The organism is Glutamicibacter sp. MNS18, assembly GCF_026107515.2.
Taxonomy (GTDB): Bacteria; Actinomycetota; Actinomycetes; order Actinomycetales; family Micrococcaceae; genus Glutamicibacter.
In genome coordinates this window covers 41,696-54,554 of record NZ_JAPCHW010000007.1, presented here as the reverse complement: position 1 = coordinate 54,554, position 12,859 = coordinate 41,696, and the positions used below count along the sequence as shown (strand labels likewise).

The 12,859-nt window shown below is 62.9% G+C and carries 7 protein-coding genes; all 7 read right to left on the bottom strand.

Annotation, left to right across the window (positions count from 1 at the left end):
* Positions 1–37: 37 nt before the first annotated feature.
* The 7 genes from OK351_RS11570 to OK351_RS11540 all read right to left on the bottom strand — a co-directional run bounded on the left by OK351_RS11570 (position 38) and on the right by OK351_RS11540 (position 12,607).
* Positions 38–2,680: a glycosyltransferase gene (locus OK351_RS11570; RefSeq protein ID WP_265159040.1), complete on the bottom strand. Its 2,643-nt coding sequence runs from the start codon at positions 2,678–2,680 to the stop codon at positions 38–40.
* Between the two features lie 6 nt (positions 2,681–2,686).
* Positions 2,687–3,076, bottom strand: a complete 390-nt coding sequence (locus OK351_RS11565; RefSeq protein WP_265159038.1) for a hypothetical protein — start codon at positions 3,074–3,076, stop codon at positions 2,687–2,689.
* Between the two features lie 42 nt (positions 3,077–3,118).
* Positions 3,119–5,086, bottom strand: coding sequence for a hypothetical protein (locus OK351_RS11560; protein WP_265159036.1), 1,968 nt, complete (start codon positions 5,084–5,086; stop codon positions 3,119–3,121).
* Between the two features lie 143 nt (positions 5,087–5,229).
* Positions 5,230–6,948 carry a heparinase II/III domain-containing protein gene (locus tag OK351_RS11555; protein WP_265159034.1) on the bottom strand — a complete coding sequence of 573 codons (1,719 nt, stop codon included), beginning with the start codon at positions 6,946–6,948 and terminating at the stop codon, positions 5,230–5,232.
* Positions 6,949–7,304: 356 nt separating this feature from the next.
* A complete protein-coding gene (locus OK351_RS11550; protein ID WP_265159032.1) occupies positions 7,305–8,186 on the bottom strand; it encodes a class C sortase in 882 nt (293 codons plus the stop codon).
* A gap of 26 nt (positions 8,187–8,212) precedes the next feature.
* Positions 8,213–9,622, bottom strand: coding sequence for a SpaH/EbpB family LPXTG-anchored major pilin (locus OK351_RS11545; protein WP_265159030.1), 1,410 nt, complete (start codon positions 9,620–9,622; stop codon positions 8,213–8,215).
* 66 nt (positions 9,623–9,688) lie between these two features.
* Entirely contained in the window at positions 9,689–12,607 is a 2,919-nt protein-coding gene (locus tag OK351_RS11540) for a CshA/CshB family fibrillar adhesin-related protein (RefSeq protein ID WP_265159028.1), read from the bottom strand.
* Between the last annotated feature and the right edge of the window lie 252 nt (positions 12,608–12,859).

Sequence of the window (12,859 nt, the reverse complement as noted above, 5' to 3'; positions counted from 1 at the left end):
CGGTGGCCCTTCGTTCCTTATCGTTTGGGCGGTTGTCTTAGCGCACGGTCTCGGTGTCCTTGAAGAACTCCCGGAGGCTTGCATCCTGCCAGTCCCGGTGTCCGTAGTATCCCGCGAGTTCGGCGATGACCTCCTTCGAGGATTCCAGTTCTTCGGCTGCCACACGTTGCAGCTTCTCCAGGTACCAGCCCTTGATGAACCCTTCCAGCCGGCGTTCCTTGTAGTCCTGAAGCAAACCGACGTCTTCAAGCCATTGGGCCCGCGAGCGCTCCAACGGAATGTACTTCCGGTAGAACGAGGTTCCCAGGGTGTTGACCGTGGAGTTCGACACGGCGGCGAAATAGGCGTGGATCGGCTCGTTCAGCAAGCTGATCTTGCGGGCATAGAACAGCATCTGCTGGAAGAAATACGAATCCTGCCCCACCGCACCCAACGGCTGCTCAATGCCCAGCGAACGCAGCCACTGCGTATTGGCGACCAAGGCCTGGATGCTCATCGGCGTGTAGTCGATCTTCGGCAGCAGCTCGCGGGAAATCCGATACGTATCCGTGCCTACCTCGTCCTGGTGCACGAACTTGCGCAGTTTGCGCACATAGTTGAACAGTTGCCGGCGGTGGGAATTACGGACCATGTTGCCGATCGCGAAATCCGCGCCGTTCCGGCTGGCCGACGCCAGGAGTTTGGCGTAGCCATCGCTCAACGCCTCGTTGTCCGGATCCAGGTAGGTGACCCATTCACTGGTCGCCATGACCAGCCCCAGGTTCCGTGGCCGTGAGGCGCTACCGGATCCCCCACTGTCGTGGAAGAAGGTGCGCACGTTGGGGTACCTCTCGGCCAGCCGCCGAACCGTGGCGACGGTGTGCTGATCGGTGGAGCCATCATCGATGAGCAGGATTTCCATTTTCTCGAAGATGGAACTGCGGCGCAGCGATTCGAAGCACTTGAATTCCAGATGGCGCCCGTTGTTGTAGATCGGCACCACCACGCTCAGCGCGTACCGGGAGGTTTCTTCCAGCCGCGCGCTGGCGCGGTGGCGTGGCTGGAGGCCGAGGTGATCCACTGCGTACACCTCCTGTCCGCTGTCCATGCCCGGGTTCTCCTCATTCCCGGTGATCCATTGCAGGGATCCGCACTCGGGTTCGGTGGCATCGGTGAAGTCGTGGTGGCCGCTCATCGGACCGGACGCGGACTTCTGGATCCGTCGGGCGCCAACGAACTTGGTCGCATTAACCAGATCCTGCAGGTAATGCTGGCCGTAGTCGAATCCGTCGTTCACCGTGCACAGCAGTTCCATGCCCGCCGCCTCGGCCTGGGCCGGGGTTTCAAAGGGTTGCAGGGCACCTGCATAGTGCTGGCAGTCGATGAACCGCGCGGTGGCAGCGTGGTCACCCACGATGCCAATGCGATGGTCCTGGCGCGTCGCATCGGCCAGCCCGCAGACGGAGAACAGGGTGCGCATCCGGTCGAAGTTGACGTGACCGGTGTAGACGTTGCGCAGCCCGGCCATCTGGTTCGTGTACAGGTGCTCGGCATCCAACGACTGGATGATGTCCCGGGCATCGAAGCTCGATTCGGGCATGTAGACGTTCGGGAACTGGTCGTTGACCCCGGCGTTGTAGTTGGACAGCACGGTGGATCCCATGGCCTGCAACTCCACCACCCGGTTGGCATACATGGTGGAGCTGGCCACCACGGAGTTCAGGTTGATGGCGATATCGCTGGTGCGGTGGATCCTGAGCAATTGCGCATGGTCGACCGAGGGTTCGACGTAGGGCATGTAGCGTTCCGGGAACAGGTAGCGTTCCTTGCCCAGTTCCCAGTTCCGGTCGATGATGCGCAGCCGTCGTTCGGAGGCGATGACGCCGTCGAAGATGGCGGCGGCCGAACGGCGGCGTTCTTCATACTTGTGGTTGTGCCATGACCCGGCAAAGAGGATGTCGTTGATCCGATGGCGGCGCGTACCGACGGGGTTGTGGTGGCGGAAGTCGATGCTGAAGGGCAGCACCTCGATGCGCAGCGCCTGGGGGCAATCCTGCCGGTACTTCTCAATCATTTCCGTGGCACTGGTGAAGACGAAATCACACAGTTTGGCCAAGCCCAGGAAGGCCTGGTAGTTCGGCGGGTCCTCCTTGGAGTAGAAGGCTACGGGCACTGCCTGGTCGCGGAAGTATGGAATGAGTTCCTGTTCGATGAGCTTACGACTCACCCCGTTGGCCTGGGCCGCCCCGACCCATTCACCGGCCAGTCCGCGCCAGGTCGAGGTGACCAGGACCAGGTCCAGTCCGGCCGCCTGCTGCCGGAAATTCGTGGGGGTCAGTGGAATGAAGTGGGCGGTGCTCGCGAAGCTCTTGAACAGGAACTCATCGGCGATGATCCCTATCCGCAGGTTGAACGGGGTATACCAGCGTTGGCTGACGGTCTGCGATTGGTTGATGATTGCTGCGTACTCTTCACCGATATCCGTTCGACGGTCGGCGAAGTATCCCCGGCGTTCCAGGTACTGCTTGTGGTGCCGGGCAGGTTCCAGGAACGGATGCTTGTTCTGCAGCGCGTCGAGGTAGTACCGGGAGCCGAGGTGGGTTTCCATGTCGAATTCCCGGGGGAAGCCGGCCGGTGACGACAGTTGGCTGACTCGTCCGGCGATGGTTGCCAGGCGGTTCTTGAGTTTCTTGACGTCCATGAGGTCCTACTTTCCTGCTCGCAGTCGCCAGTACCACAGTTGCACACGACCGAGTTTCGATTGGCTGAGCGCCTGATAGCGTCGGCGCAGGTTGACCAGTTCCTTGCTGTTGCCCGTGCCGTGGGAGCTGTTCTCCGTTTCAGCGACGTAGTCCGTGGAGGCCACCGGGGCTGGTTCGGGGACCTCATCCAGGCCCGGATTCGGCGCGGAATCCCGTTTGCCCAGTTGGGCAAGCTGCGAATCGCGTGTGTGGATCAGTTTCAGCAGCTTCTCTTCCCGGGCATACAGCGCAGCCAGTTCCCGCTTGAGTTCCTGGTTTTCCTTGTGCAGCTTTGTCGGAAGGACGGAAATCCTTGAGGCCAGGACATCCAGGTCGATGCGTTGGGTTTCAGTCATTGCCTTCTTCGTTTTCATCTTTTTGTTGGTCATCGGTAACGTTCACTGATTCACTACCTGCAAATATGGGTTGTCGGTCCGTATCCGGGTCCCCGGTCGCATAGTTTCCAGTACCTCGAGCTGGATCCCGGTTCTGCTGGCGTTCTCCCAGGAAGCCTTGGGGATATCCCGCAGGGCACGCAATCGCACGGTGAGCTGTGTGTCCTTGGCCAGATCCGTCAGCGAGATCCCGAAGGGCCGGGGCCAATAGGCCAAGTCCTGGCGGGCAATGGTTTGGCCGTCCATCTCGGCGATGAGTTCCAGGTAGTCCACGGCCTTGGCACTGCTGTAGGAATTGGAGATGTTGATCCGCACGTCCGCCCTGTTCCCTGCCTCGAAGTACTCCTCGAGCGGGAAGACAATGCGGGCTTCGTTGCCCGTCAGCAGGTGCTCTCTGGGAATGTAGAGCGTGCCAGTGAAGGGAAGCCGGGCCAGCGCGGCACCGTTCGTGTCGACGACCAGCAGCGCCCGTTCACGATGGCTTGCCCTGGTAGCCTGCCCGCCGATCAGGTCCGGACGCTGGTACCGGTCGTACAGGGTCCTGGTGTCATTGACCCCGAAGAAGTTCAGGAACGGAGCCGATTTGTTGATCAGTTCATGGAACAGGAGTCCCTCCCGGCGCTGGTCCTCGGAAAAGGACAACGCGATATCGATGATCCGCCGGTGGTTGAACGGGATGACCGTATCGAACGCGCAGTCGGTTTCGTTGAACACTTCCGAGAACCACCGTGACATCCGCACTTCCCAGTAGAAGAAATCCGTCGCCAGGTAGTGTTCGCCCAGTTCATCTAAGGTGAGCAGCTCATACTGCTGCCGGGTTTCGTCCAGTATCGACGGCAAGTCCTTGCGCGCACTGGTTGCCCTGCGGTGGATCTGGTCGCGCATGATGGCGTAGATCCCCTCAAGCGGGTCCTGGTTATCGACAAATTCGTGAAAGTAGTTGCGGGCTGTTTCATTCAGGTTCCCACGTAGGTGCACCACGTTGGGCCCCGATACCCGTTCCCTGTACAGGTTCAGCAACCAGCGTCCATGGGTTCCCGCAGAGTTCTTCGCCAGGATGCTTTCTTGGTGCGCGGTCAGCGGGATCTTATCGGATTCGGGTATCAGGCAGTGGTTGAGGTTGACCACTTCCAAAATGCGTTCCACTATCACCTGGTCCTTGTGCAGGGACTTTGAACGCGAGTTCCCGCTGACCGGTTCGGTGGTGTAGGTGAAGGTGCGGATCTCATCCCACCAGGGCCGTGCCATGGCCAGCGAGACCCGGCTGTCCAAGCCGCCCGTGATGGATAGGGCAATCTTCTTGGTCCGGGCAAGGACCCGTAATTGCTCCGTCCACAGCGCATGAACCATATCGACCCGTTGGCCAACGCTCAGGTTGCGGTATTGGTTGGTCCCCTGCCCGAAAAAGCGTTCCATGTCTCCGGTGTCCAGATTCAACCGGTGGTTGGGAATCACTGCGCGGATGCCGTCATAGCGGCTGCGGGTCCAACGGATCCCCAGCGGAAGTTTGGCAAGCGGATGGTGATCGGTGACGGCACCTGTCAGATCCGCAAGGAGCCGCTCATGCGAGGTGACCAGGCGGGCGTCCGCGCTCCGGTACATGGACCGCATTCCGTGGGCATCCTGGTAGGCGTAGCTCTGCGCACGTCCGAGGATGAACAATCCGTACCTGCCGGCCAGGTCGTAAAGGATCTCTTCGACTCCGGATGTCGAGGCTTGCCGCCACGCCGCGGAGATCCTCCGGGCGATGTCAGCCAGCGAGGATATGGACTCCTCGGTTGTCACATAGTGGGCATGGCCGAACAGCACCACCGTGGCATCCGCGCGCTCCGCAATGTGGAAGTCCAGATCCGGGGAAAACCAGAACACCGCGTTGGCAGCCTCCCGGCGCTGGAAATGCCCGGGCATGTCAGGAAGTTCCAACGGGGTCCGTGAATATGCGAAACCACGAGGATACAGGGGAATGGTCATTGGCGGAACGGATCCTTGTTTTCTCTTGCGTGTCGAAAGCCCGGTATTCGAGACTAGCAACCGGACATGGCGTGGAACCGCGGTTCCATCCTCCGGCACCGAGCCCTCACCCAACGTTCACCGGCTGTTAAGTCGGGCGAAGGCTAGGCGCGGCTCGTAGCCATCTTCGTGGATGACGTGTGGTGTTTTTCGATCAACTGAAGGTCTTCCTCCGTAAAGGGAACATCGGATATCCTGGAAAGTCGCTTGCCGACCAACAGGTACTCGGTGCCGGTTTTGGCGTGGATGGTGAACTGACGGTATCCGCGCGGCAGTGTCCGCATGGCCACTGGCGGTTGCCCCTCGCTCTGATAGGCGCCAATCACTGTCCGGAAGGACATCTGCGTGCCGCGTTGGGTAGCCCGCAACAAGGTTGTGGCTTGGTGTTTGCGCCAGCCGGTGGCCGTCCATCCCTCCAGGGGTTTCTCCTGCCCCCTGACTTGGCTGAGCTGCCCCGCATTTCCCACCCATTCGATACGGTTGGGCACCCCGTCGGAGGTCAACAATGCGGTCTTCGACGTGAATGCGGCAACCACTGCCGGATCCAGGTGCCAGCGTTGTTCCACTTCCACCTCGTGGTCCGAGGACAGGGCATCGAGGACCAGTAGGTACTCACCATGTGTGGAGTAGATCGTTCGTCTGGTGATCAGCACTCCCTCGTAGCCGGTGTCACGGGTCATCAGCTCAACCGAACGATCACTCTGGTGGTTTCTGAAGAGCGTGACCTCGGAGTTCCGGTCGTAGTTGCGGTCCTTGACCCGCAACAGGTTGTGTCCGGTTCGTCCCACCACGTAGGTCCGGACCGGATGGCGCCCATAGGTGTAACGGCCGGTGTCGATCAGCCATGGACGGCGCGATGCGTAGAAGGTCAGTGATCCCCCATCGGCGTGTCCGTGGATTTTCCGTTGGTGGCCGAAACACAAGGAGAAGAACGTCTGGTCACTGAACTGGCGCTTATCATCTCCCCAACCGCTGCGTCCGTATGCGTAACCCTGGTCGTAGATCTTGACCAGTTCCTTGGGCGCCGTGCCTTGCTGGCCGTTGCTGGTCACCCAGGTGGTCTCCGGTGCGCCGATCTTGTTGGGCGTTCCCGTGTCGGTATCGCCGATACGCACGTACGACCCGTCGGGTTGTGTGGCGTAGGCCAGCGTCTGCGGCGCGCGGGCAAGGCGTTCGGCCCCGTTGGGGCGAGGCAGTCCTTCGACGTCGAAGCGTTTGAGCGCTTCGTTCCACCAGGTGAAGTTCATCTGGTGGTAGGCGATGCTGCCCTCTTCATTCAGCCCTTCCTGGTCGTAGGAAACCAGGATCTGGTCGCTGATCCGTTGGATCGCAGTCTGCAGGTACCCCTCGTTTTCCAGGACCCGGGCGACGGTGAACAGGGCCTGGTGCTGGTGCAATGCATGGTTGCCGCGACCCACGTTGGCCTCGTCGGCAAGGTACCGCGCGTGTTGTTCCAAGGCGTCGACCAGCCATTGTGGTGGTTCCGCGAACAACGGCACGGCGAAAGCCAGTTCGTAGGTGCGCAGCGCGTCTCCCATATCGATCCACGCCCATTTGGTCGGCGAGGCGCCCGCGGGGTTGGTACGGAGCCATGAGCGGACGTAGTGTGTCCAGAGCTCACGGGCCTCGGTATCCCCCTGCCTCGCTACCCGACGTAGGGGGTCCAGCCAACGCAGTGCGTGGTATTGGAACTGCCAGTTGTCGTCAGCGAACGGATTCTCGGTCCAGGTGGGTTCGTCGGGAAGCTGCCACTGCGCATGGGGTGCCATGATCAACTGACGGTCCTTGAGCTGTTGGGCGAGTTTCGCGTCATGCTTGGTCACTTCATATCTGTTACCAAAGGCCTGACGCCCTGCAGCCGAAAAATCCACGCTCATCTACTTTCTACCCGAAGCACGACGATCCTCGGGCTTCCTGTGCTGACCAACTGCCAGCCTGTGGCTGGTGGCTAGGACCTTTGCGGCAGTAAGTGCGAAAGACCCGTTAACACCGTAAGTTGCAGGTGGGCCCGGAAATGCCGTTTTCGGCCCGGGCCGAAAGCTGTTGGCGCAGAGTTCAGGTCAGGGCCCTGCGGCATTCACGAGAAGTTCACTCCAGGTGGCGAGCGCCGCCGGATCTCCATTCGGTAGCGGAGGCGCGCGCCCGAACATACTCCGGGCTATATGGACCCCTCAGGTGATTACCGTTGCGTCTTCGAGTCCCTGGCCAGGTAGATCACCGCTCCGCACACGGTGGCCAGCACCCCGACGGCCCACCAGGGGAAGCCCACGGAATCCACGTCCTGCCCGGCATCGGCCGGGGTGGGGGTGACCCGTTCGGCGGTGACGATGATGCGGTGGGAATTGATGCCCAAGGGGGTGCATGTCACCAGGGAGAGCTGGTCCAGGCCCTCCTGCGCCCGCAGGGTCTCGGTCTCGGTGGGCAGCACCACCCGGGTACCGGTCACCCGGTAGACCAGGGTGGTGGAGAGCACGTCGACTTCTAGGTGATCGCCCATGTCCAGCTGGTCCAGCTCGGTGAACATCGCCGCCTGCGGGAGCCCACGGTGGGCGGTCAGCACCGAGTGGGTGCCGCTGCCGCCCACCGGCAACGCGGTGCCCTGCAGGTGGCCCGCCCCGCGCACCAGCACATCCCCGGCGGTGCCGTGGTAGATCGGCAGCTTCAAGTCCAGCTTCGGGATGCGGATGCGTGCCATCTTCCCGTCCCCGGCCGGATCCAGCAGCTGCCAGTAGGGGTCATCGGTCTTCACGGTCTGCTCGGCCAGGGCCGAGAACGGGTCCACGACCCGCGAGCCGCTGGCCAGGGACCGGTTGTAGTCCCGGGCCAGCTGCAACTGCTCGCGTTGGAGGGCGGGGTCGATTCCCTCGGTGACCTGCACATAGCGCTCCGACTGCTGGGTCTGCAGCACGGCCGAGTACCAACTGGCCGCTGCGGGGTAGAGCATGACGAACACACCCAGCACCACCATCACGGTGATCACCAGGCTTAACGGCGCAACGCGTCGCCGCCGGGCCTTGTAGGCCGGGCGGCGACGCGTTGCCACACGTGTAGCTGAGGTCATCCGTTCGGGATCCTTGAACCGAGCGGCTAGCTAGTCTTGCGCTTGCGCAGCACAGACAGGCCGATGCCGCCGCCCACCAGCAGCAGCACGCCGACGATTGCGAACATCAGTGCACCGGTGCTACCGGTGAATGGCAGTTCGAAGGGCTCGACCTGGGTGTTCTCGACGCTGATGTTCGTGGCCTGCGCTACCGACCCGGCGGTGATGGTCACCGGGATCGGGGTGGAATCCATCTTGTAGCCCAGCGGTGCCTTGGTCTCGACCAGTTCGTAGTTTCCGGCTTTCAGGCCCTGGACCAGGAACTGCCCGTTGTCGCCGGAGACGAAGCTGGCGCTGGACCCGGTCTCGGGCGCGGTACGCAACGCGCCGCCGAGACGTTCACCATTGGCAGCCAGTGCGTAGAGCTCGAATTCGGCTCCGGACAGGCCCAGGGATTCGTCCTGCGCGGCGTACTTCAACACCTGCAGGGCACCCCATTCGGTGCTCACGGTGTTGGACTCGAAGGAATTCTGCGGGTCGTTGATGAAGTTCGAGGCCTGGTTCGTGATCCGCCCATTGCCCAGCGAGTTGATGGTGGTGTTGATGACCACGCTGATCTGCGCGCCCTGGTTGGCCCGCAGCTTCACCAGACCGGATTCGTTGAAGGTCAAGGAGAACTTGTTGTCCGTGGCACCCACGGTGTAGTCGCCGCCCTGCAGCTGCACCCCTGCGATGTTGATGTCCGCCGAGACGTAGTCCAGACGGGAATCCAGGGTATCGGTGAAACCGAACGCCGTGAGCGGGCTCTTCGCCGGAAGCGAGGGCACATGCGAGTTCAGGGTGAAGCTGATCGGATCCCCGATGACGAACGCGGAGGAATCGTTGATCTCCTTGGTGACCTCGGTGACCGTGTTCTTCGGGTAGACATGCACGTCATAGAGCCAGCCGTTGTCCAGTGCCAGCGGCATGGTGACCAGGAACGGCTCCCCGCGCAACCCGATGTTGTTCTCGCCAACGCTGGTTTCGGTGACCAGGTACAGCCCCACGGGCAGACCGGTGAAGGCGGCCACACCCTGGGTGTTGGTCACCTTGTCCTGTGCGCTGCCCGCGACGAGGTTTTCCTGGGCCTGGGCGACCGTGTACTGCTCAAGACCCTGCCAGTTCTGCGCGTCACTCAGGTCGGTATCCACCCGCTGGGCGGTGAAGGTCACTCCGCCGATCGGCTTCAGTCCGCTGGTATCCTGCTGCGTGCCGTTGTTCGGCAGGCCCGTGGCGGTGGTGGGCTCTTCGAACTTGTGGATCGTGATGGAGCCGGTGGCCTCCGGGTTGATGTTCTGCGCAGCCGAGGCCGGTACCGTCGACCCGAGGGTCATGGCGGTCCCCGCCACGAACACGCCCAGAGCCGCGATGATGCGGCGCAGGCCGCCATGGCCCGGGATTTGGGTGTTCAAGGACATGATGTCCGTTCCTTTCGTTGGGATGATTCATTCATGCATCGGGTGACGGGGATGCCGCCCGTGGTTCTAGGAGCTGTGCTGGCGTTTTGTCCGCCGCCGCAGCAGCCACCCGGCGAGTAGGGCCATTGCGAGCAGTGCCCCGCCCCCACCCAGGTAGGGCCAGGATCCGGTGGCGCCGGTCAAGGGCAAGGCGAAGGCCATGACCTCACGGTTCACGAAGCGGTAAACCGCCAGTTTCCCGGTTTCGACACTGATGCCGGGGCCCTGGGCGGCCGTCCAGTTCGCGGCATCCGCCAGTTGCGCCGGGTCGCGGGGATCGTTGCCGGTGAACTTTTCCAACGCCACCCGGGTGTATCCCCCGGGACCGCGCTCGTCCAGTTCATAAACGTGGCCCGGGCGCACGGGGAAGGAATTGCCGTCAATGGCCAGGGCTCCGGCCACTTCACGTGGCTGCAAGCCCTGGACGCCGGCGGCCGGGGTGGCCGACAGCTGCCAGTCCCCCGGTTCGGCGGTGCCGGTGCCGTTGGTGTTCTGCACGACCTTCAGCAGCGCCAGGTGCGCGGTGCGGTTCACCGCCTCGCACCGGGTGCTGGTGCCCAGCCCCGGAGTCAACGTGCCATCCAGGCCGGCACGCTCGGCCAGCACCCCGTCCAGGGCCCGGCCCTGGCCGTCCACGGCCTGGCACTGCCAGGATCCGGTGGCCCGCGGGGAGCTGTCCCTTTCCTCCGCGGTGCGTTCATCGTCCTGGATCCATTCGGCCGGACCGCCGGATTCGGCCAGGAAGAGGCGTGTCCCGGCGGCAACCCGGACGCTCCCGCTGCCCTGCCCGCTCACTACTGCGGTCCCGCTGTTATCCACGGCGCTCACGGTCCATTGCGCGGGATCGGTTTCCTCCCCGGCAGCGGTCTTTTCCAGGAAGAGCGTGGTGTCGCACTGCACCTCGTTGGTGATCCCGATCGAGTTCCGCCCCGGTGCCAGCTTGGTGTCCAGGGGCAGGGACTTGTCCGTGGCCTGCTCGCCCAGAGCGCTCACCCGTTGTTCCAGCAAGAGGCAACCCGGCAGGTAGTCGGCCACGCGGGTCTGCTCATCGATGCGCACGGTATCGCCGGTGAGCATGTTCCCCGTCGCGGTTCCCCACTGCACTTCGCTGGCCGCGGCCCCGTTGACCGCCAGCCGGGCGGCCGCCTCCAGCCCCTCGGGCTGCTCGCCATGCTCCAGCGGCTCGCCGTTGACGATCCACTGCTTGTGCAGTGTCAGTTCGGCGGGCCGCGGATCGTTGGTGAACACGCAGGTGATCGCCGGCGCGCCGAGTGATGCCTGGTAGGCCGGAACGGTCACGGTGCCCTGGACGGTATCACCCGAGCCCAGGATGGTGCTGGTGCCGTTGGCATAGCGGGCGGTGCACTGGTACCGGCTGGTGTAGTCGCCCAGCACGGACCCGGAGCCCGGGGCCATGGCCTCGCTGAAGGTGTAGGTCCGACCGGGCAGCACCCCGACCGGTTCGATCTGGCGGGACTGGACACCCACCGCCGAACCGGTGGTGCTCGCGGTCCCCAGGGCCGTGTGCCCTTCGCTCAGGGCCAGCACGAACTGGTCCGAGGCATCCGCACGTTGGCTGATGCTCTTCTGGATACCCAGGGTGGGCGTGGCGATCCGCAGGGCGTGGTCCTCCACCTCGCCGGTGGCCGTGATTCCGGTTGGCTGGGCCAGCTCGGCCTGGGTTGCCGCAATCCGTAGCCTCAGGAAGCTGGAGGCAGTGCCCGCCGTGGTACTGGCATCCTCGGGCACCGTCCAGCTCACGGCCACGGATGATCCGGTGCACTGGACCCGCGTTGAGCCCTCCTTGGGGTCGAAGGCACCGTTGTTGTTCCAGTCCAGCCAGCCAGCCACGTAGCCGGGGCCGGTGCAAGCAACGTTGGATTGGGTAAATGACTGGCCGGGAACCGCGTGGATCGTGCCCAGCGCACCCACCGCGTCCTCGTCGTCATCACCATCGGTGTCATCGGCATCGGCAGTGGCCGAGGGCTGGTGGCCGGAATCGGCATCGATCCGGGCGCCCAGCCGGGTGTTCGGTGCCTGGGGGCTGGAGAGCAGACCCTGCTTGAAGACGCTGGTCGTCCCCTGCGGCAAGGGGGTCCCGCTCCAGCTGCGCTGGAACAACGCGCCGGCCTCGCCATAGCTGGCCGGTGCATCGCCGAAGTCCGCTTCGAACACCACGCCGATCGCCACGGCGCTTGTTCCTTCGCCCTTGACCGCCACATTGGCGCCGTGGGCACCTTCCATGAAGGCAATGCCCAGCGGGCCGCCAGCGCATTCGCTGTTGGACACCGGGGATAACCGCAAGGTGGTGCCGGTGACGATGGCATTCATGTCGTAGGAACAGGCGCGGAAACGCTCGATAATCCGCCAGTCCGCGCTCAGGTGCGGGGTGGCTTGGACATATTCGGCTTTGGTGGCGTTGCTCGACTCGGCATCCGCGATGACCAGACCCGCCATGGGCACTGAAACCCCGTTCAGGGTGGTGTCACAGGACACCGAGAAGTCCACGGTTTGCCCGTCGTTGCGGTTGGCCAGCCCGGCAATCAACTGGTTACTGCCGTTCTGCCCGCCGATGTTGTACATGTTGTCCAGCGCATCGTTCTTCCAGGTACCCGGACGGTATGCGGAGAGCGGATCCGTCCCGCCTCCGGTGATATTACCCAGCGTGCAGGAGGTGGCCAGCACCTGCCCGCCAATGGTGCGTTCGGTGCGGGCTACCTTGCCGTCACGGACAATTTCCTTGTGCGCACCCCATTCAATCCAATCGATCAGTCCCTTGTAGGTGCCGACTCCGTCGACCGCATATCGCGCCTTGGCATCTGCGGAGGTGGCCAGTTGCACGCCCTGCAGCCCCACCACGGCCAGGAGCAGCTCCAGCAGAGCGGCAACGATTCGGCGGGGACGGCGGGGACGGACAGTGCTGACACGGGTGGACTGAAGGAGCATGAAACCAAACTTTGTGATCCAGAAGGGGAACGGTGACAACCCTTGTGGATTCGACCCAAATTGAGGTTTCCATGAGGTTCTAAAAAGCTACTAAAGAGTAGAATTTGAAGGTTTAAGCAAACCGTCCGAAGAACCCCAATCGCTTGCAGAATCGACATCCGGCAAGAAATAGAGCTGTTGACATGGCTAGACCCAGAGGTACATGATGCGTATCACCAGTTATTGGGCCCGAAAACCCGAGTAGTTGACTCC

Coding starts and splice junctions, on each gene's coding strand:
- OK351_RS11570 (WP_265159040.1), bottom strand. CDS start 2,680: ATGGACGTCAAGAAACTCAAGAACCGCCTGGCAACCATCGCCGGACGA.
- OK351_RS11540 (WP_265159028.1), bottom strand. CDS start 12,607: ATGCTCCTTCAGTCCACCCGTGTCAGCACTGTCCGTCCCCGCCGTCCC.
- OK351_RS11550 (WP_265159032.1), bottom strand. CDS start 8,186: ATGACCTCAGCTACACGTGTGGCAACGCGTCGCCGCCCGGCCTACAAG.
- OK351_RS11560 (WP_265159036.1), bottom strand. CDS start 5,086: ATGACCATTCCCCTGTATCCTCGTGGTTTCGCATATTCACGGACCCCG.
- OK351_RS11565 (WP_265159038.1), bottom strand. CDS start 3,076: ATGACTGAAACCCAACGCATCGACCTGGATGTCCTGGCCTCAAGGATT.
- OK351_RS11545 (WP_265159030.1), bottom strand. CDS start 9,622: ATGTCCTTGAACACCCAAATCCCGGGCCATGGCGGCCTGCGCCGCATC.